This is a genomic window from Tenacibaculum aestuariivivum (genome assembly GCF_964507685.1).
Taxonomy (GTDB): Bacteria; Bacteroidota; Bacteroidia; order Flavobacteriales; family Flavobacteriaceae; genus Polaribacter; species Polaribacter aestuariivivum.
Genome location: NZ_OZ208414.1, coordinates 876,094 through 896,743 on the forward strand (window position 1 = coordinate 876,094; position 20,650 = coordinate 896,743).

At 28.5% G+C, this 20,650-nt stretch carries 17 protein-coding genes; 12 read left to right on the top strand and 5 right to left on the bottom strand.

The window, feature by feature from the left end; translation table 11 throughout:
* Nucleotides 1-78: 78 nt before the first annotated feature.
* From ACN5J4_RS03705 to ACN5J4_RS03735, 7 genes are all read left to right on the top strand, one after another.
* Entirely contained in the window at nt 79-861 is a 783-nt protein-coding gene (locus ACN5J4_RS03705) for a tetratricopeptide repeat protein (protein WP_418650825.1), read from the top strand.
* Nucleotides 861-1,367 carry a 6,7-dimethyl-8-ribityllumazine synthase gene (ribH, locus tag ACN5J4_RS03710; RefSeq protein ID WP_418650826.1) on the top strand — a complete coding sequence of 169 codons (507 nt, stop codon included), beginning with the start codon at nt 861-863 and terminating at the stop codon, nt 1,365-1,367. Before ACN5J4_RS03705 ends, ribH begins: the two co-directional genes overlap by 1 nt.
* Nucleotides 1,368-1,541: 174 nt before the next feature.
* Nucleotides 1,542-1,826 carry a riboflavin synthase subunit beta gene (locus ACN5J4_RS03715; RefSeq protein WP_418650827.1) on the top strand — a complete coding sequence of 95 codons (285 nt, stop codon included), beginning with the start codon at nt 1,542-1,544 and terminating at the stop codon, nt 1,824-1,826.
* Nucleotides 1,826-3,685, top strand: a complete 1,860-nt coding sequence (gene mutL / locus ACN5J4_RS03720; protein WP_418650828.1) for a DNA mismatch repair endonuclease MutL — start codon at nt 1,826-1,828, stop codon at nt 3,683-3,685. Before ACN5J4_RS03715 ends, mutL begins: the two co-directional genes overlap by 1 nt.
* Before the next feature lie 8 nt (nt 3,686-3,693).
* Nucleotides 3,694-4,419, top strand: a complete 726-nt coding sequence (locus ACN5J4_RS03725; RefSeq protein ID WP_418650829.1) for a rhomboid family intramembrane serine protease — start codon at nt 3,694-3,696, stop codon at nt 4,417-4,419.
* Nucleotides 4,420-4,457: 38 nt separating this feature from the next.
* The gene (locus ACN5J4_RS03730; RefSeq protein ID WP_418650830.1) at nt 4,458-5,330 is read left to right on the top strand and encodes a rhomboid family intramembrane serine protease; all 873 of its coding nucleotides are present in this window, start codon (nt 4,458-4,460) and stop codon (nt 5,328-5,330) included.
* Between the two features lie 4 nt (nt 5,331-5,334).
* On the top strand, nt 5,335-6,348 hold the full coding sequence (locus tag ACN5J4_RS03735) for an endonuclease/exonuclease/phosphatase family protein (protein WP_418650831.1): 1,014 nt from the start codon (nt 5,335-5,337) through the stop codon (nt 6,346-6,348).
* A 334-nt stretch (nt 6,349-6,682) separates the two neighbouring features.
* Here ACN5J4_RS03735 and ACN5J4_RS03740 read toward each other — a convergent pair whose 3' ends face one another.
* From ACN5J4_RS03740 to ACN5J4_RS03750, 3 genes are all read right to left on the bottom strand, one after another.
* Entirely contained in the window at nt 6,683-7,405 is a 723-nt protein-coding gene (locus ACN5J4_RS03740) for a hypothetical protein (RefSeq protein ID WP_418650832.1), read from the bottom strand.
* Between the two features lie 12 nt (nt 7,406-7,417).
* Nucleotides 7,418-7,612 carry a hypothetical protein gene (locus ACN5J4_RS03745; protein ID WP_418650833.1) on the bottom strand — a complete coding sequence of 65 codons (195 nt, stop codon included), beginning with the start codon at nt 7,610-7,612 and terminating at the stop codon, nt 7,418-7,420.
* 72 nt (nt 7,613-7,684) lie between these two features.
* On the bottom strand, nt 7,685-9,331 hold the full coding sequence (locus ACN5J4_RS03750; protein ID WP_418650834.1) for an ABC transporter substrate-binding protein: 1,647 nt from the start codon (nt 9,329-9,331) through the stop codon (nt 7,685-7,687).
* A 40-nt stretch (nt 9,332-9,371) separates the two neighbouring features.
* On the opposite strand from ACN5J4_RS03750, the gene mtaB reads away from it, so the two are divergent.
* The 4 genes from mtaB to ACN5J4_RS03770 are packed head-to-tail and all read left to right on the top strand — an operon-like array spanning nt 9,372 to nt 13,027.
* Entirely contained in the window at nt 9,372-10,700 is a 1,329-nt protein-coding gene (gene mtaB / locus ACN5J4_RS03755) for a tRNA (N(6)-L-threonylcarbamoyladenosine(37)-C(2))-methylthiotransferase MtaB (protein WP_418651129.1), read from the top strand.
* 39 nt (nt 10,701-10,739) lie between these two features.
* Nucleotides 10,740-11,432 (top strand): DUF6438 domain-containing protein, encoded by a 693-nt coding sequence (locus ACN5J4_RS03760; protein ID WP_418650835.1) that lies wholly within the window; start codon nt 10,740-10,742, stop codon nt 11,430-11,432.
* Complete coding sequence (locus ACN5J4_RS03765) at nt 11,432-12,091, top strand: alpha/beta hydrolase (protein WP_418650836.1); 660 nt, start codon at nt 11,432-11,434, stop codon at nt 12,089-12,091. The genes ACN5J4_RS03760 and ACN5J4_RS03765 overlap by 1 nt, the downstream gene beginning before the upstream one ends.
* Nucleotides 12,092-12,124: 33 nt before the next feature.
* On the top strand, nt 12,125-13,027 hold the full coding sequence (locus ACN5J4_RS03770) for a lytic transglycosylase domain-containing protein (RefSeq protein WP_418650837.1): 903 nt from the start codon (nt 12,125-12,127) through the stop codon (nt 13,025-13,027).
* An 825-nt stretch (nt 13,028-13,852) separates the two neighbouring features.
* On the opposite strand, the gene ACN5J4_RS03775 is transcribed toward ACN5J4_RS03770, so the two are convergent.
* Nucleotides 13,853-15,088 carry a tetratricopeptide repeat protein gene (locus ACN5J4_RS03775; RefSeq protein WP_418650838.1) on the bottom strand — a complete coding sequence of 412 codons (1,236 nt, stop codon included), beginning with the start codon at nt 15,086-15,088 and terminating at the stop codon, nt 13,853-13,855.
* Between the two features lie 17 nt (nt 15,089-15,105).
* Nucleotides 15,106-17,622, bottom strand: coding sequence for a DNA gyrase subunit A (gene gyrA / locus ACN5J4_RS03780; protein WP_418650839.1), 2,517 nt, complete (start codon nt 17,620-17,622; stop codon nt 15,106-15,108).
* A gap of 298 nt (nt 17,623-17,920) precedes the next feature.
* Here gyrA and ACN5J4_RS03785 point away from each other — a divergent pair, with 298 nt between their 5' ends.
* Complete coding sequence (locus tag ACN5J4_RS03785) at nt 17,921-20,473, top strand: ATP-dependent Clp protease ATP-binding subunit (protein ID WP_418650840.1); 2,553 nt, start codon at nt 17,921-17,923, stop codon at nt 20,471-20,473.
* Nucleotides 20,474-20,650: the final 177 nt, after the last annotated feature.

A 20,650-nucleotide genomic window follows, 5' to 3' on the forward strand; every position in this document is an offset into this window, starting at 1 on the left:
TCATTTTTTTCATGAAAAATCGATTTTTAAAATCCAATTTAAAAAGCTATTTTTGTTGCCACTAATTTTTAAGCAATTATGGCTACATACAAGAAAAGAGGTTACAAACCTAAAAAAGAAAAGATTGCACAAGAAGTTGAAGAAAACTTTGATGAGTCGCAAAGTACAACTGCTGAAGTTTTTAATACTTTAGATGAAACAGCGAATAAATCAGAGCAATGGATTGAAAAAAATAGTAAACCTTTGTTTTTTGGATTAATAACTGTTGCTGCTTTAATTTTAGGTTATTTAGCTTATACAAACTTTATTTCAAAACCAAATGAGTTAGAAGCATCTAACGAATTAGCACACCCTAGAACTTTCTTTGACAAAGCAGAAAAATCAGCAGGTATTGCAGCAGATTCTTTATACAACATAGGACTAAATGGCGGTGATGGAAAATATGGCTTTACAGACATTGCTAATAAATTTAGCGGTACTAAAGCAGGAAATTTAGCAAATTATTATGCAGGTATTTCTTACCTAAAGATAAAAAAATACCAAGAAGCTATTGACTATTTAAATGATTTTAATTCAGATGATGAATTATTAGGCCCAACAGCTTTAGGAGCTATAGGTGATGCTTTCGCAGACATTAACCAACCGGAAGATGCTTTAGCTTATTACCAAAAAGCAGCCAAAAAGAAAGATAATGATTTTACAGCTCCTCTATTTTTATTCAAAGCTGCTCAAACAGCAATGCAATTAAAAGAATACAAAACTGCTGAAAAATTATACACTAATATTAAAGAAAAATACGCTAGCACCGATCAAGGTAGAGATATTGAAAAATATATCAATAGTGCAAAATACGCTCAATAATGGCAACAACAAATTTATCTTATTATGATAAAGCTACCATTCCAAATGCGAAACCTTTTCGATTTGGGATTGTTGTTTCAGAATGGAATCCTGAAATTACACGAAACTTACAAAAAGGCGCTATTGATGCTTTTTTAGATTGCGGTACTTTAAAAGAAAGTATTATTTCTTGGGATGTACCAGGAAGTTTTGAATTAGTTTATGGTTGTAAAAAAATGATTGAATCTCAAAAAGTAGATGCCATCATTGCTATTGGAAACGTAATTCAAGGTGAAACAAAACATTTCGACTTTGTTTGCGAAGGTGTTACTCAAGGTATTGTTGATTTAAATATTAAATACGATGTACCTGTAATATTTTGTGTTTTAACAGATAACACAAAACAACAATCTATAGATCGTTCTGGCGGAAAACTAGGTAACAAAGGTATTGAATGTGCTATAGCAGCCATAAAAATGGCAGCTATAAAAAACATACAAAGAGCATCAACATCTTTAGGGTTTTAAAAAACACTTATTCTAAATTAAAGTTAAAAAGAACCAAGGTATTATATACCTTGGTTCTTTTTAACTTTAATTTAGTCATAATTTTTGACCACCTATGCATAATTCAGTAACTTTGAATTTTATCTTTATTTAGTGTTTTTTTTACACTACAACATTATAAAGAAGCAATATTTTATGGGATTTATAAAAAAAGAAAATAAAAAATTTAACTACAAACCAACTTATTATAAAGGTGAAGGTAATCCGTATCAAGTAAAACATAAATTTGATCAATTCCGTACAACTGTTGGAAAACCAAAAGGATTAAAAGGTAAATTTACCGATGCTTTAGACGAATTCAAAAACTCTAAAAATGGTGGTTTTAATAGTACAATTATAATTTTAGTGCTTATTTTCACCCTTTTATTTTTATTTTTTATTGATTTCGATCTTTCTATTTTTTTATCTAAAAACAACTAATGTCAGATATTATACAATTACTTCCTGATCATGTTGCAAATCAAATTGCTGCAGGTGAGGTAGTTCAACGTCCTGCTTCGGTGGTTAAAGAACTAATTGAAAATGCTATTGACGCAGGTGCTAGTTCAATTAAACTTCTAATAAAAGATGCTGGTAAAACATTAATTCAAGTTATTGATGATGGTAAAGGAATGAGTAGTACCGATGCTCGTTTAAGTTTTGAACGACATGCCACTTCAAAAATAAAAGATGCACAAGATTTATTTAACTTGAATACTAAAGGCTTTAGAGGTGAGGCTTTAGCATCTATAGCTGCTATTGCTCATGTTGAGCTAAAAACAAAACAAGAAAATGAAGAGCTAGGATCTCTTATAAAAATTGAAGGAAGTAAAATAGTAACTCAAGAAACAATTTCTACTGCAAAAGGCACAAGCATTGCTGTTAAGAATTTATTTTATAACATACCTGCTCGTAGAAATTTTTTAAAATCAGATACTATTGAAACTCGCCATATTATTGACGAATTTCAAAGAGTTGCCTTAGCACATCCTGATATTTCTTTTTTACTTCATCATAATAATACAGAGGTTTATCATCTTAAAAAAAGCAATTTACGTAAAAGAATTGTAGCTATTTTTGGAACCAAAATGAATGAAAAATTAGTTCCTATTTCTGAACAAACCGATATTATTTCAATTAGAGGGTTTACAGCCAAGCCTGAATTTGCTAAGAAAAAAAGAGGCGAACAATATTTTTTTGTAAATAATCGTTTTATAAAAAGTTCATACTTAAACCATGCTGTTTTAAATGCTTTTGAAGGCTTATTAGAAAACGGTTCACACCCTTCTTATTTTTTATATTTAGAAGTACCACCTAATAGTATTGATATAAACATACACCCAACAAAAACAGAAATTAAATTTGATAATGAAAAAGCTTTGTATGCTATTTTGAGAGCAACAGTTAAACATAGCCTAGGACAGTATAATGTAGCGCCAGCGTTAGATTTTAACAGAGATGCTAGTCTAGATACTCCATATGACTACAATAAAAATAATTTAAAAACACCTACAATTCCACCAATTACAGTAGACCCTACTTTTAACCCATTTAAAACAGATACGAATTACCAATCTACACCAAGCGTAACTAATAACGCTAACAAATTTACCTCAGTAAGTTATCAATCTAACTTTAAAAAAAGCTCAGATGACTGGGAAGCTTTATATACTAATACAGAAGTATTAGATTCTCCAAAACAAGTACAACTTTTTAATAATAATCAAGAAACACAAACAGGCAAAACTTTTCAAATTCAAAAAAAATATTTATTAAGTTCTATCAAATCAGGCGTTGTTTTAATTAATCAATCATTAGCACATCAACGTATTTTGTATGAAGAATTTTTAGAAAACATAACTGTAAAAGAAGCTAGTAGTCAACAATTATTATTTCCTGTAACTATTTCTTTTACAAGTGCTGATATTGAAATGATTTACACCATAAAATCTGATTTAGAAAGTGCAGGCTTTATGTTTGATGAATTTACTAAGGATAGTGTAATTATAGGAGGAATACCAACATCAATAAGTGAAAGTCAAATAACATTAATTTTAGAAGAGTTATTAGACGATATTAAATTAGAAGTACCCGATACTAGTTTTAGTCATTTTGATATTATGGCTAAATCATTTGCTAAATCATTAGCTATAAAAACAGGAACCCTATTATCTAATAAAGAGCAAGAAAATTTAGTAGATGATTTATTTTGTTGTAAAGAGCCTACTATTTCACCATTTGGTAAACCAACGTTTAAAACATTAACTTTAAACGAAATTGACACCATTTTTAATAAATAAAACAAAATATGGGAAAATTAACAGACGCTATAAAGCATTTAATAATCATTAACGTGATTATGTATTTTGCACCCCAATTTTTAAATTTAGATTTAACAAATATTTTTGCATTGCATTATCCAGAAAACGAGCATTTTGGAGTTTGGCAATATGCTACACATATTTTTATGCATGGCGGAATAATGCATCTAGTTTTTAATATGTATGCTTTATGGGCGTTTGGTACGCCGTTAGAACAAATGTGGGGTAAAAGTAAATTTATATTTTTTTACTTTTCTACTGGTATTGGTGCAGGAATTATTTATACTCTTGTAAACTACTATCAATTTAACAGTATTTATGAGCAATTAATTGCTTTAGAAATACCTGCCTCTGAAATAAAAAATCTTTTAAATACAGGACAGTATAATGAAACTTTAATAACACTTTCAAATCAAACTATGAGTAAATTTTATAGCTTATATCACACTCCTGCTGTTGGTGCTTCAGGTGCTGTTTATGGTATTTTGGTTGCTTTCGGATTAATGTTTCCTAATGCTAAGTTGGCATTAATATTTTTTCCTGTACCTATTGCTGCTAAATACTTTATACCTATAATGATTGCTGGTGATTTATTTTTTGGTGTTACAAAATACTCAATTGGTAATATTGCACACTTTGCCCATATTGGAGGGGCTATTATTGGTTTTATTATTGCTTGGTATTGGAAAAAAAATCAATTTAAAACTTATTAATATTAGTATATTACATTGACTTTAATAAATAATACTTAATGAATACTTTAGAAAATTTGAAATATCGATTTAAAAATGCTGGTATTGTAGAGCAATTAATTTACATAAACCTTACCGTATTTTTATTGGTTTTTATTACCAATACCTTTGGTTTTTTATTTCAATCAAATAATAATTTATTAGTTGAATGGTTTTCTTTACCTGCTAGTTTTGATGATTTTTTATTAAAACCATGGACAATTATAACCTACGGATTTTTACACACTGGTTTTATTCATATTTTATCAAATTTAATTGCCTTATTTTATATAGGTCATTTATTTAAGCAATATTTTACGTCAAAACAACTACTAAATTTTTATCTGTTAGGAACTATTTTTGGAGGTGTTATTTTTATTCTAAGCTATAATTTTTTTCCCGCATTACAAAAAGTTGCAGATAACAGCCTATTATTAGGTGCTTCGGCAGGTATTTCTGCCATTTTTATAGGTATTGCAACCTACATACCTACTTATGAACTAAAATTTCCTTTAATAGGCTTTGTTAAATTATGGGTACTAGCTTGCATTTGGGTTGCTATGGATATTATTCAAATACCTGCAGGAAATGCAGGAGGCCATATAGCACACATAGGAGGTGCTTTATTCGGTTTTTTTTATGTTGTAAAGGCTAGTAATAAAGAATTAGAAATTTTCAAACCCATAAAAAAAACCATTAAAAACATATTTAAAAAGAAAGAAAAACCATTAAAGACTGTTTATAAATCTGGTAAAAAAGCAGCAAATACGAACTCTTTTATAAAATCTGAAAATCAACAAAAGATAGACGTAATTTTAGAAAAAATAAGTAAATCTGGTTATGATACTTTAACTAAAAATGAAAAAGATTTTCTATTCAAACAAAGTAAATAAGTAAATGAAAAAGTATTCGATTGTACATAAGCTACTATTCTTTGTCAATTCAGTTTTTGCAACTGTTTTGTTACTTTCTTACATTTTACCTTTTATATCGCCAAAATTAATTCCGGCTGTTGCTGTTTTTAGCTTATTCGTACCTTTATTAATTATTATAAATATTATCTTTTTTATATATTGGTTAATAAAACTTCATAAAAATGCAGTATTATCGTTCATTATTTTATTAATTGGATGGTTTACCTCTCCACCCCTTGTCAAATTTTCTAATAAGGAAATTGTTTTAAATAACGATTTAAAAGTAATGAGTTATAATGTTCATTTATTTAACCATTATAAACATTTAAGTGAAATAACTACCGAACAAAAAATATACGAATTTATAAATAACGAAAGTCCTGATATTATTGCGATACAGGAATTTTATCAATCTAAATTATTAGATATAAAATTACCTTACAAATTTATCAAAACTAAATCAAAAGCTAATAAATTTGGTCTTGCTATTTATTCAAAATATCCTATAATAAACTCAGGTTCTTTAAATTTTAAAAACAGTGCTAATAATACTATTTTTGTTGATATTGTTAGAAAAAAAGATACTATTAGGGTGTATAATGTACATTTAGAATCTTTAAAAGTAAATCCCGAGAAAGAAAATTTTGGTGAAAAGGACTCTGAACGCTTATTTAAACGGTTAGCAAATGGTTTTGTAAAACAAGTATCACAAACTGAACTTATTTTACAACACGAATATTCTTGGAAAAATAAAAAAATTATTTGTGGCGATTTTAATAATACATCCTATTCTTGGGTGTATCAAAAATTATCTAAAAACAAAAAAGACGCTTTTTTAGAATCAGGCATAGGATTAGGTAAATCATTTAGATATGCATACCCTATGCGAATTGACTTTATTTTACCTGACAATAAAGCTACCGTAAATCAATATAAAACATATAATAAAATAAAATTATCTGACCACTATCCCATTATGACTCGATTGCATTGGTAATAAAATAGTATCTCTTTTTAAACTATAATAAATAACAATAAGCTATACTATTATTAAGTCTCTAGATAATTTTTAACTTCACTATTCTAGAAACAGATATTTTTACTAAAAAAATTAATAATACTACTGGCTTTATATTTACTATGACATCACATAATAAAATATTAACTATTCTAATAGTAATTTAAGGTAATTTAAATTGATCGAGTAACAAGATTACACTTAAATAAATTAGAGGGTAAAATTATCTTTAATAACTTTAAAAAATTGTTAATATGATACTTAAAAAAACGCTTATATGTAAGCGTTTTTTTAAAATTTTATATAGAAAAAATTATTCTTTTCCTTTTTTAGCATTAAGTTTAGCTAGTTCATCTTCATGCTTTTTAAGGTTAGTTTTAACCTTTAAAACTCGTACTTCATGCTTTTTTAATTTCTCTTCAATCTTAGCAACTTTAGCTATTTTCTGATTATACTCATCTTCTGTTATTTCTCCAGCTTCTTTTTTTGCGGCTAAACGTTCTTTTGTTTGTTTTATTTTGTTAGTAGCATTAACGCTTTTCTTATCGTAAAATGATATTTTATCTTTTTTATTGTTAATTTTATCTTGAATAAAATTAGCTTTCTCATTTTTAAAATTAGTGCTCTTTTCCTTTAATGCTTCTCTTTTACCTTTTACAACTTCTTTATGAGCCTGAAGTTTTTCTTTTAATTTAGGATTATTTTTTAAATATGCTTTTCTCTCATCAGAACTCATATTTTTCATTTCCTCTTTATGTGATGCTAAAATAGCTGTACGTTCAACTTTTATCTCAGTTTTCAACTCCTTTTTAGCATCTTTCAACTCCTTCTTCTTAATCTTTAATGCTTCTTTTTCATCTTTAATTTCTGTTCGTGTAGCTTTTATATCTTCACGCTTAGCTTTCATTTCAACTTTCTTCTGTTGTCTCTTTTCTTTACGCGCCTCTTTTATTGCTGATCCTTTAGATTTCTGAGCATTAACAACTCCTACAAATCCAATTAATACTATTACTAATAAATATTTTGATAGTTTCATATCTGTCTTTTTTTATAAAGTATCTAATTCGTTTAAAGCTTTATCAATTTCTTTAGATTCTTTATCTAAAGACTCTACTTCTTGGTTAACTTTTTCTACTTGTTTATTCAGTTCTAAAGTTTTCTTTTTATTCTCTTCAGATTTCTTATCTACACAAGCTGTAGAAAATAAAAATAATGCTGATGTTATTAAAATTATGTTTTTCATGAAAAAATTATTATGATTTTTAATAAGGTAATATACCTATTTTTTAATTAGTTAATTATAAAGTTAGGTAAATTAATCGTTATTTACTTTATAAACTCTTTTTAAATGTAACATATCAATCGGGTTAATACCTAAGCCTTTTATATTTTTTTGACTAAACCGAATTACTTCGTCATAATATAATGGTACAATAGGTGCTTCTTCAATAATAATGCCATCCATTCTCTGATATAGTTTATATCGCTTTTCTACATCAACCTCTTGTATTGATTTCTCATATAAAGCATCAAACTCATCATTTTTAAAATGAGTATAATTTGGTCCGTTAGGTATAAAATTTTTACTGTAAAATAATGATAAATAATTTTCAGCATCTGGGTAATCAGCAATCCAACTTGCTCTAAAAACAGGTAATTTACCATTTGCTTTTCCTTGTTTTAAAGTTGAAGGCGGAATTACATTAACCTTTACTTGCAAACCTATATTTTGTAATTCACGTTGTATAAACTCGCACAAATCTAAATAATTACCATTTGTAGTAATAGTTATTTCAGGGTTTTTATTACCTGTTTCTTTAACATATATAGCTACTAAATTTCTTGCTTTTTCAGGCTGATATGAGTATCCTTTTTGATTATTAAATGAAGGTAATCCTTTAGGTATAAAACCACTTGTGGCAGGAGTTCCAATTCCATTACGTAAAAATTTAATCATCTTAACACGATCAAATCCGTAATTTATAGCCTTACGAATTAATTTAGATTTTGTAGGATATTCAGTAGTACCATCTAAATAAATACCTAAATATTCGGTGTTTAAATATGCCCCCGTTTGCTTAACTATTTTATCAAGGTGTTTTTCTTTTAAACTACCATCAGTATTTAAAACATCATCCTTATATGAAGCGTCTAAACTTTTCATAAAATCGATATTTCCTTGAATAAATTGCAAATACTCACTCTGTTTATCAGGTAAAAAAGTAATAGCTACAGCCTCTAAGTAAGGTAAATTATTTCCTCTTGCATCTTTTTCAAAGTATAACGGATTTTTACGAAAAACTAACTTCGTATTTTCAACCCATAATTTAAATTGAAAAGCACCTGTACCAATAGGGTTTGCTCTAAATGAATTCCCAAAATAATCGATAGCTTCTTTAGGAACTACCGAACAATATTTCATTGCTAATAATCCTAAAAAAGGCGGAAAAGCTTGTTTTAAATTGATAGTAAAAATAGAATCGTTATCCGCTTTAAAGTTTTTTACATTTTGAAGAACCCAACCACCAGGTGAAGCTACTTTTTTTGATAATAATCTATCTAATGAATATTTAAAATCCGTAGCAATAACAGTTCTTGTAGAGTCTTTTCCAAACAAAGCGTGCTTATGAAATTTCACATCATTTCTTAAAGTAAAACGATACGTTTTTCCATCTTCAGAAATTGACCATTTTTTAGCAATATCTGGCTGAATATGTAAACTATCATCTAACTGAACCAAACCATTAAATAACTGATTTACCGCCCAAATATTACGCTGATCTTTTGCAAAAGCAGGATCTAAAGATGTAATATTTGAATGTTCATTATATCGAAAAACTTGTTTATCAGAAAAGTTGTTTTTTTTATCCTTGCAAGAATATATACTAATAAAAAAAAATACTAATAAAAAAAATTTTATAATGAACGCTTGTAAAGCGTACTTTTTGAGTGTAAAAATCATGAATAAAAATTGTAATTTTGCAGTTGATAAATGTACAAGAATGAACGCAGATAAAAAAGTAGCTTTTTATACTTTAGGATGTAAATTAAATTTTTCTGAAACCTCAACCATTGCACGGAACTTTATAAACGAAGGTTTTAAACGTGTTGAATTTGAAGAAAAGGCAGATATATATGTAATTAATACCTGTTCAGTTACTGATAATGCTGATAAACGTTTTAAATCAATAGTAAAAAATGCCTTAAAACAAAACGATAATGCTTTTATAATTGGGGTTGGTTGTTATGCACAATTAAAACCCGAAGAATTAGCCAATGTTAATGGGGTAGATTTAGTGTTAGGCGCTACTGAAAAATTTAATGTTACAAGTTATATTAACGATCTTACTAAAAATGATATTGGAGAGGTACATTCTTGTGAAATTGAAGAAGCCGATTCTTATGTAGGAGCATATTCTATTGGTGATCGTACACGTGCCTTTTTAAAAGTACAAGATGGTTGTGATTATAAATGTACATACTGCACCATTCCTTTAGCGCGTGGTATTTCAAGATCGGATACTCTAGAAAATGTTTTAAAAAATGCAAAAGAAATTTCTAAAAAAGGAATTAAAGAAATTGTTTTAACAGGTGTTAATATTGGTGACTACGGTAAAGGCGAGTTTGGCAATAAAAAACACGAACATACTTTTTTAGAATTAGTAAAAGAACTAGATAACGTTAAAGGCATTAAACGTTTACGTATTTCATCTATTGAACCTAATTTATTAAAAGATGAAACTATTGATTTTGTTTCTAAATCTAAAACATTTGTTCCTCATTTTCATATTCCATTACAATCTGGTAGCGACGAATTATTAAAAAGAATGAAACGTCGTTACTTAACTCAAACATATACAAATAGAGTTACTAAAATAAAAGAAGTAATGCCTAATGCTTGTATTGGAGTTGATGTTATTGTTGGTTTTCCGGGAGAAACTGATGAACTTTTTCTAAAAACTTACAACTATTTAAATGAAATGGATATTTCATACTTACACGTATTTACCTATTCTGAAAGACCAAATACCGCTGCTGTTGATATGGAAGGGATAATACCTAAAAATGTACGTGCTAAACGTAGTAAAATGTTACGTGGGTTATCGGTTAAAAAACGTAGAGCTTTTTATGAAACTCAAATAGGAAATACATTAACAGCATTATTCGAAGGCGAAAATAAAGAAGGTTACATTTATGGTTTTACTCAAAATTATGTAAAAGTAAAAACACCCTGGAATCCTGAATTAGTAAACACTTTACATGCGGTTACTTTAACTAAAATAGATGAAGATGGTTTAGTACGTTTTAACTTTGTAAACAACCAAAATTAACACTTAAACTGCAACTAGTTATAAAATGACTATAAAATTATGAAATATATACTAGTACTTTTTTCTACTTTACTAGTAGCTTGTGGTATTTTTAGTAAAAAAACAGAAAAAAACAAAGTTACAAAAGAGCAACTTATTGTTATTTTTAAAGATCCTAAAAATATTGAAAACGCTAAAACTTTACTTAAAAACAGTGGCCTAACTTTTAGTAAAATGGCTTACGATAAGCCATTTTCTAAAATAGGGATTGTTACAGTTCCTAAAAAAAAGAGTACTTTTTGGTTAAATAGATTACAACAAACAAATGCTTTTAAGTTAGTAGCTATCAATACTGATAACACATTAACTAAATTAATAGAAAAAGAAGACAAAACACTTATAAGTATTCGTAAAACTCCTTGCTTTGGCACTTGTGCTGTATATGAAATTATTATTGATAAAGAAGGAAATATGTTTTATAATGGCATACAATTTGTACAAAAAAAAGGAAATTATAAATTAAAACTTTCAGATAAACAATTTAAAAAACTAAACGAAATGTTTAGTGAAAAAGATTTTAATAATTTTAAAGAAGTATATGAAAATCCACGTATATCTGACTTACCAACTACTTTTATAACTTACAAAGGTAAACAGGTAAAAATTAGATTATGGAAAAATATACCTAATGAACTAATTACAATTCATGAATATATTGAAAGTATTTTAGTAGTAAATAATCTTTTAAAATAATGAAAAAAACACATGTTTATTTTGTGCCTGGCTTAGCTGCTAGCTCAAAAATATTTGAATATATATCTTTACCTAAAGAAAAATTTGAGCTTCATTTTTTAGAGTGGTTAATACCTACAACAATTGATGAAAGTATTGAAGAATACGCTCAAAGAATGTGTAATGATATTCATCATAAAAATCCCATTCTAGTAGGAGTTTCTTTCGGTGGTATTATGGTGCAAGAAATAAGTAAAATAATTACTTTTAAAAAGGTAATTATAATATCAAGTATAAAAAGTAATAAAGAACTACCTAGACGGTTAAAACTAGCTTTTTTAACTGGTGTTTATAAACTTTTCCCTTCTAAAATAATAGCCAATATTGAAAGTTACGAACGGTATTTTTTTAATGATTACTTAAAAAAAAGAGCTGAACTGTATAAAATATACTTATCAAAAAGAGATGAAAGTTATTTACAATGGGCTATTTATAATGTACTACACTGGCAACAAAATAAACCACTTAAAAATATAATTCATATACATGGAAGTAATGATGAAGTTTTCCCTGTAAAACATATACAAAGTTATATTGAAATTAAAAACGGAACTCATATAATGATTTTAAATAAAGCTAAAACTATTTCTGAAATTTTAGAAAAAGAATGTTTTAAATAGTTAACTTGTTACAAACACTAAAATTTAAATAAAATGAATACATACATACGTTTCTTATCACTTATAACAATTATTTTTGTTACTGTTTTTTTTACTAATATAATTAGCAAAAATAACGAGCCTGAAATAAAAAATGTTGCTGAAAGTTATGAAATTAAAGCTATAAAAGCCCCTGATTATCTTGAATTAGCAGGAGAGCGTGTTCCTTTAGAAAAGGCTGATATAAAAGAACGAATGGATCGTGAATTATTAGTAAATACCTATTGGCAATCTAATGGCTTATTACTTATAAAACGTGCTAACAAATTTTTTCCTATTATAGAACCTTTGTTAGAAAAATATGGTGTTCCTGATGATTTTAAATACCTATGTGTTGCAGAGAGTGCGTTAATCAACATACCATCATCAAAGGGTGCTGCTGGTTATTGGCATTTTATGCCAGCCACTGGTCGTGAATATGGGTTAGAAGTAAATAGAAATATAGATGAACGTTATAATTTAGAAAAATCAACAAGAGTTGCCGCTGAATATTTAAAAAAAGCTAAAGAAAACTTAGGTTCTTGGACATTGGCTGCAGCAGCATATAATGCTGGAAATGGTAGAATTTCAAAACGTTTAAAAGAACAACAAGTAACTAACTATTATGATTTACTTTTAAATACAGAAACAGGTCGTTATATATTTAGAATATTGGCATTAAAAGAAGTCTTATCTAATCCTAAAAAGTATGGTTTTGTATATGAAAAAGAAGATTTATATACTTTTCCTACTACTTATGACGTAGAAGTTGATACCACTATAACAAACATTACAAAGTTTGCTAAAAACTACGGTATTACTTATAAAGATTTAAAATTAGTCAACCCATGGTTACGAGAAACAAAACTTAATAATAAAAGCCGAAAAAAATATGCTATTAAAATACCTGTAAACTAATAAATAAGGTATTGCTTTTCTATAAAAATCGGTATTTTTATTTTAAAGAATGTATTTTCTAATTTTTTTAAAAAAATAAAGGAAATTACATGCTCATTTTATTTAGAACTAAAAATAAATTTTATTACTTACAAGAGTATTATTTATTAGTTTATTTTTATAAATAGAGTTAAAATAAAACTCTAATAATTACATAAATAAAAAAGACTAAATTATATAATTTAGTCTTTTTTGATTTATGTGAAATCAAAAAGCTGCTTCTTTTTTCATTATTCGAATCAGACCTAATTTCATATAAAATTACAATTTTCCCTTCATAAAAACACCAAATATCTACTTGTTTTCGAATTTCAATATTTTCAGGACGTAACAATTCCACATACTTTTTTTATAGTAGATTCATTTATATCAATCGTTTTTTTGTCATTTAGTTCCGATTTTCTTTCTATTAAAAATTTTATTTAGAATAATCTATTTTTATATATTCTATGCTATATTATTAATATTTACATATTGTTAACTTGAGTTCACTCAAAGAAATTATCATTTTTTTTAAAAATTTCATCTATGACAATACCTTCATTACTCACTGTATTATACAGTTATAAAAATAAATAAGACGCTATTAAACATCTTGTAAAAATTAAATTTATATAACTATTGTTTAGGTTTTAAATAGTCATTTTTAACTATTAATTTTTAATATTAATAATTAAAACACTTAGTAGTATAAAAATATATCTACCCTTTTAATATTACTCACAAATTAGCTGTAAAAAAAAACCGAAACTAATAAAGTTTCGGTTTTTTTTACAACTAATAAAATTAATTCATTGATTTATATAATGTTCTAAATTCAGTAGCTTTACTTTCCATCTCTAAAACTTCATATAAATTCATTAACGTTTTAACAGTGTCAGTTGATCTATTTAAAGAATCAGCTTTTTCTAAAAACGGTAATGCCTCTTTATAAACTTCTTTTTGCTGTAGAGCTAACTCATCATATTTTTTAAAGTTATTTAAATTCTTATTCATTTCATCAACAATTGTTTTATCTTTATTTAATACAACAACTGCTAAATTCATATAAGCATCACCATAATCAGGCTTTAATTCAATAGCTTTTTTATAATATTTTTTAGCATCATCTACTCTTCCTTGATTAAAATTCACCACTCCTAAATTATAATATAATGTTGGGTTTTCTGGATCTAAAGCAACTGCTTCTTTCATTAAATCTCCAAATTTATCCATTTTTTTTAGCTCAACGTATAACTCTGCTTCATTTAATAATAAATTTAAATCTTCAGGATTTTCTTTTCTGGCTTCAGCTAAAGCTTCTATAGCCTCATCTGTTTTACCTTGTTCTTTTAACAATAAGGCTATGTTTTTAACTATGATTGCAGTTTTAGGTTCTGATGATTTATTTTCAGGATTAGTATACTGCTTAGTTTTTACTAATAAATCTCTATTTTGTTTTGACCCTAAGTCTTCAACTTTACCTGTTAACTTACTTGTAGCTAAATATGATATTTCAACACCTGTATAACCAACCTTTCTTAACTCTTTATAATAATTTATAGCTGCGTCATAATCATTAGCTTGTGTTGCAGAAATTGCCGCATTATAAGCAAATGAAGTATCTTTTGGACTCAACATATATGTTAAGTAAAAATTATCTGCGGCATTTTTATAATCTTTTTTATTATTATATAAATCAACAGCTTTATTTGACACCTCTTGAATAATATTTCCTAAGATAGGTTTAGCTTCTTCGGTATATTTATTTTTATCCATTGCTAATAACTCGTTAAGAGCTTTTGCTGCATTTTCATAGTCTTTTTGGGCTGCTAATGCTTTACCTTTTAAGAAGTAAAATTTAGATTTATATTTATCTTCGTCGTTAATCATTACTGCCCCTTCTACAGAGTTTAATGTAGTAATCGCACTTTTAAAATCTTGCTTTTTTATAGCTTTCTCTGCTATTTTTAATTCTGATTTTTGTGCCAATAAACCTAATGACAGTAAACCTAAAGAAAGCATTAATAATTGTTTTTTCATTTTTAGTTGTTGTTTATTTATAATTGTTCTTGATCTTCGTTTGTTTCATTTTCAATTTCCGTGCCGTTTTCTTCATCTTGAATTTCAACAGTTTCTTCTTCACGCATTACTTTTGCTACAGCAGCAATACTATCATTATCTTTAATGTTTATTAAACGTACACCTTGAGTTGCACGCCCCATAACTCGTAAATCTTCTACGGCTAAACGAATTGTTAAACCTGATTTATTAATAATCATTAAATCGTTTGAGTCATCTACATTTTTAATAGCAACTAACTCTCCTGTTTTTTCTGATATATTTAAAGTCTTAACACCTTTACCTCCACGGTTTGTAATACGATAGTCTTCTAGTTTAGATCGTTTACCATATCCTTTTTCTGAAACAACTAAAATATTACTTTCCATATCGTTTACAGCAATCATACCTATTACCTCATCGTTATCATGCTGTAAAGTTATCCCACGAACTCCAGATGCTGTTCTTCCCATTGGGCGTGTTTTAGCTTCTTCAAAGCGAATAGATTTACCTGATTTTAAAGCTAACATAACTTGACTATCTCCTGTTGTAAGTTTTGCTTCTAAAAGCTCATCTCCATCCTTAATAGTTATAGCATTAATACCATTAGTTCTTGGACGAGAGTACTGCTCTAGAGATGTTTTTTTAACTTGTCCTTTTTTAGTAGCCATAATTACATAACGACTATTAATATATGCCTCGTCTTTTAAATCTTCAGTAACTAAAAATGCTTTTACCTTATCATCTTGCTCAATATTTATTAGATTTTGCATTGCCCTACCTTTGGTGTTTTTACCTCCTTCCGGTATTTCATACACACGCATCCAAAATACTTTTCCTTTTTGTGTAAAGAACATCATGTACTGATGATTTGTTCCTACAAATAAATGTTCTAAGAAATCTTCATTACGAGTAGTAGCTCCTTTTTGACCACGACCACCTCTATTTTGAACCTTATATTCGTCAAGATTTGTTCGTTTTACATACCCTGCATGAGATATTGTTACCACTACTTTAGAGTTTGGAATCATATCCTCTATACGCATATCTCCGCCTGCATAATGAATTTCTGAACGACGCTCATCTCCATACTTATCTCTAACAAGTGTCAACTCATCAGTAATTATCTGATAACGTCTTGGCTCATTAGCTAAAATATCTTTTAAATCAATAATAGTTAACATTATTTCATCATACTCTGCTCGTAATTTATCTTGCTCCAGCCCTGTTAATTGTCGTAAACGCATTTCAACAATTGCTTTGGCTTGAATTTCTGACAATTCAAAACGTTCAATTAAACGTTCACGAGCTTCATCACCATTATTAGAGGCACGTATAATTCTAATTACTTCATCAATATTATCTGAAGCAATAATTAACCCTTCTAAAATATGAGCTCTAGCTTCTGCTTTCTTTAATTCAAACTCTGTTCTTCGAACAATAACCTCATGTCTATGCTCAACAAAATAATGAATTAATTCTTTCAAGTTTAACTGCTCAGGACGCCCATTTACCAATGCAATATTATTTACACTAAACGACGTTTGTAGTTGGGTGTATTTAAATAATTTATTTAATACAATGTTAGGTATTGCATCACGCTTTAAAACATATACAATACGCATTCCGTTTCTATCAGACTCGTCACGTATATTTGCAATTCCTTCTAGTTTTTTATCATTAACTAACTCGGCAGTTTTTTTAATCATTTCTGCTTTGTTAACCTGATAAGGAATTTCAGTAACAATAATACATTCTCTTCCTTTAACCTCCTCAATAGTAGCTTTTGCACGCATTACAATACGTCCTCTACCAGTTTTAAAAGCCTCTCGAACACCTTCATAGCCATATATTATTCCTCCTGTAGGAAAATCTGGAGCTTTAATGTGTTCCATTAATTCTTCTATCTCAATATCTCTATTTTCAATATAAGCAATAGTACCATTAACAACTTCTGTTAAGTTATGAGGCGCCATATTTGTAGCCATACCTACTGCAATACCCGATGCTCCATTGACTAATAAGTTAGGAATTCGAGTTGGTAATACTGTTGGCTCTTGTAAGGTATCATCAAAATTTAAACGATGATCAACGGTGTCTTTTTCAATATCAGCTAACATATCTTCTGATATTTTCTGCATTCTAACCTCTGTATAACGCATTGCTGCCGGAGAATCTCCATCAACAGAACCAAAGTTACCTTGCCCATCAACCATCATATAACGTACACTCCAATTTTGCGCCATACGAACCATAGAATCATACACTGAAGTATCTCCATGTGGGTGATACTTACCAAGCACCTCTCCTACAATTCTTGCTGACTTTTTATATGATCCGGTTGCCTTAATCCCTAGTTCATGCATACCGAATAAAACTCTCCGATGAACAGGTTTTAAACCATCTCTTACATCTGGTAATGCTCTTGACACAATAACCGACATTGAGTAATCAATGTAGGCTGATTTCATTTGCTCTTCAATGTTGATAGGGATCAACTTTTCGCCATCTGCCATATATAATTCTTTAAAATATTAGTTATCATCATTTATTAAAAAGGTGAATTTTACACTTCATAAAAATCACTAAAAAACACAATAATTACAACCGTGTTTCTTAAAACATTGCAAGGTAACATAATGACAGGTTTTACACAAAAAATTAGCTATTGTTTTAACGATACTTATAAACAAATTAAACCCATAAAAATAGCAACATACTAACAACTAATTTTCTTATTAAAAACTATTGATACCATTTTTGTTATTTTTTTGAAAAAAACTTACTAACTTTACACTTATACAAATTAAATTTATGGACGAGAATTTTTCACCACAAGTTAGAGATGTTATTACTTTCAGTAAAGAGGAAGCCTTACGTTTAGGTCATGACTTTATTGGAACAGAACATTTATTATTAGGTTTGATTAAAAAAGGAGACGGAAAAGCTATTGAAATACTAACTACTCTTGATGTAGATTTAGGTTTAATGCGTAATAAATTAGAAAAATTAAACCCGACTACCTTATCAATAGCAAGTACCGAAAAAAAGAACTTGCACCTTACAAGACAAGCAGAAAAAGCAATAAAAACTACGTTTTTAGAGGCTAAGTTATATCAAAGTAACGCTATAGATACAGTACATTTATTATTATGTATTTTACGTAATGAAAATGACCCTACAACAAAACTACTTCAAAAATATGACGTAGGATATGAGGATGTTAAAGCGCTTTACAAAGAACTTCACCTTGAAGATAATTTTTCATCTCCAATAGCAGAAACACCATCTGATGACGAATCTAAAGATGGCAACACAAACCCTTTTGGGCAACAAAACCCAAAAGGAAAACAAGCTAAAAAATCAAAAACTCCTGTTTTAGATAATTTTGGACGCGATTTAACATTATTAGCTACTTCAGGTAAATTAGACCCTGTAGTTGGACGTGTAAAAGAAATAGAACGTGTTTCTCAAATTTTAAGTAGACGTAAAAAAAATAATCCAATGTTAATTGGTGAACCAGGGGTTGGTAAATCTGCTATAGCAGAAGGTTTAGCGCTTAGAATTGTTGAAAGAAAGGTTTCAAGAATTTTATTTGATAAACGAATTGTTTCTTTAGATCTAGCAAGCTTAGTTGCTGGCACAAAATACAGAGGTCAGTTTGAAGAACGCATGAAAGCTTTAATGAATGAATTAGAAAAAAATGATGACATCATTTTATTTATCGACGAAATTCATACCATTGTTGGAGCTGGAGGTGCAACAGGATCATTAGATGCTTCAAATATGCTAAAGCCTGCCTTAGCCAGAGGTGAAATTCAATGTATTGGAGCTACAACTCTAGACGAATTTAGAACAAATATTGAAAAAGATGGTGCCTTAGAACGTCGTTTTCAAAAAGTAATTGTAGAGCCTACAACTGTTGAAGAAACCATACAAATTTTACATAATATTAAAGGAAAGTACGAAGCACACCACCAAGTGTCATTTACAGATGAAGCTATAGAGGCCTGTGTAAAACTTACCAACCGTTATATGACAGACCGTTTTTTACCCGATAAAGCTATTGATGCTTTAGATGAAGCAGGATCTAGAATTCATATTACAAACATTGTAGTACCACAACAAATTTTAGAGTTAGAAGCTAAGTTAGAAGAAATTCGTGAACATAAAACAAAAGCCGTAAGCGGTCAAAAATATGAAGAAGCTGCAAAGCTTCGCGATGATGAAAAAAACATGGAAACAGCATTAGCTTCTGCTGAAAACCAATGGGAAGAAGAATCTAAATTAAATAGAGAAATTGTTACTGAAGATAATGTTGCTGAAGTTGTTTCTATGATGACAGGGATACCCGTTAATAGAGTTGCCGAAGCAGAAAGTCATCGTTTAGCTGATTTACCAAATATGATTAAAGGTAAAGTTATTGGTCAAGATGAAGCTGTTACCAAAGTAGTTAAAGCAATACAGCGTAATCGTGTTGGCTTAAAAGACCCTAACAAACCAATTGGCTCATTTATTTTCTTAGGATCAACAGGGGTTGGTAAAACACAATTAGCTAAAGTTTTAGCACGTGAATTATTTGACTCTAGTGACTCATTAATTAGAATTGACATGAGTGAGTATATGGAAAAATTTGCCATTTCTCGTTTAATAGGAGCACCTCCAGGTTATGTAGGTTATGAAGAAGGCGGACAGTTAACTGAAAAAGTTAGAAGAAAACCATACTCTGTAATTCTATTAGATGAAATTGAAAAAGCACATCCTGATGTTTTTAATATGCTTTTACAGGTTTTAGATGATGGGCATATTACTGATAGTCTTGGTAGAAAAATTGATTTTAGAAACACTATTATTATTATGACCTCTAACATTGGCGCTCGTAAAGTAAAAGAATTTGGTGCTGGAGTTGGTTTTGGAACCGCTTCTAAAAAAGAGCAAGAAGATTCTCATGTTAAAAGTATTATTGAAGGTGCACTAAAAAAATCATTTGCTCCTGAATTTTTGAATCGTATTGATGATGTAATTATCTTTAATTCATTAGAACGCGAAGATATTCATAAAATTATTGATATTGAATTAGAAAAATTACTAACCCGTATTGCTGATTTAGGCTACAAACTAATATTAAGTGAAAAAGCAAAAGACTATATCGCTGACAAAGGTTTTGATAAAAAATATGGTGCCAGACCTCTAAAAAGAGCTATTCAAAAATATATTGAAGATGCTTTAGCTGAAGAAATTGTTAACTCTAAGCTAGATGAAGGAGATACCATTTCTATGGATCTAGACCCTAAAAGCAACAAATTAATTATAAATATTAAAAAAGGGGAAAAACCTGAAGAATCTCGAACTGAGATAGATGAATAAAAAATAAAACTCTCAAGCATATACTTGGGAGTTTTATTTTAAAAACATATATTTAAAGCGAAAGATACTTAAATTTCAAAAGCATTACAGCTTACTTAAAATTCTGTTAAATTCTTTGATAAAAAATCTAAAAAAAGTAACTTCGACACTTTTAAACCCTTATTCATAATAAACTGT

Coding starts and splice junctions, on each gene's coding strand:
- ACN5J4_RS03715 (WP_418650827.1), top strand. CDS start 1,542: ATGGGATTTATAAAAAAAGAAAATAAAAAATTTAACTACAAACCAACT.
- ACN5J4_RS03760 (WP_418650835.1), top strand. CDS start 10,740: ATGAAATATATACTAGTACTTTTTTCTACTTTACTAGTAGCTTGTGGT.
- ACN5J4_RS03775 (WP_418650838.1), bottom strand. CDS start 15,088: ATGAAAAAACAATTATTAATGCTTTCTTTAGGTTTACTGTCATTAGGT.
- ACN5J4_RS03750 (WP_418650834.1), bottom strand. CDS start 9,331: ATGATTTTTACACTCAAAAAGTACGCTTTACAAGCGTTCATTATAAAA.
- ACN5J4_RS03785 (WP_418650840.1), top strand. CDS start 17,921: ATGGACGAGAATTTTTCACCACAAGTTAGAGATGTTATTACTTTCAGT.
- ACN5J4_RS03745 (WP_418650833.1), bottom strand. CDS start 7,612: ATGAAAAACATAATTTTAATAACATCAGCATTATTTTTATTTTCTACA.
- ACN5J4_RS03740 (WP_418650832.1), bottom strand. CDS start 7,405: ATGAAACTATCAAAATATTTATTAGTAATAGTATTAATTGGATTTGTA.
- mtaB (WP_418651129.1), top strand. CDS start 9,372: ATGAACGCAGATAAAAAAGTAGCTTTTTATACTTTAGGATGTAAATTA.
- ACN5J4_RS03765 (WP_418650836.1), top strand. CDS start 11,432: ATGAAAAAAACACATGTTTATTTTGTGCCTGGCTTAGCTGCTAGCTCA.
- ACN5J4_RS03735 (WP_418650831.1), top strand. CDS start 5,335: ATGAAAAAGTATTCGATTGTACATAAGCTACTATTCTTTGTCAATTCA.
- ACN5J4_RS03730 (WP_418650830.1), top strand. CDS start 4,458: ATGAATACTTTAGAAAATTTGAAATATCGATTTAAAAATGCTGGTATT.
- mutL (WP_418650828.1), top strand. CDS start 1,826: ATGTCAGATATTATACAATTACTTCCTGATCATGTTGCAAATCAAATT.
- gyrA (WP_418650839.1), bottom strand. CDS start 17,622: ATGGCAGATGGCGAAAAGTTGATCCCTATCAACATTGAAGAGCAAATG.
- ribH (WP_418650826.1), top strand. CDS start 861: ATGGCAACAACAAATTTATCTTATTATGATAAAGCTACCATTCCAAAT.
- ACN5J4_RS03770 (WP_418650837.1), top strand. CDS start 12,125: ATGAATACATACATACGTTTCTTATCACTTATAACAATTATTTTTGTT.
- ACN5J4_RS03705 (WP_418650825.1), top strand. CDS start 79: ATGGCTACATACAAGAAAAGAGGTTACAAACCTAAAAAAGAAAAGATT.
- ACN5J4_RS03725 (WP_418650829.1), top strand. CDS start 3,694: ATGGGAAAATTAACAGACGCTATAAAGCATTTAATAATCATTAACGTG.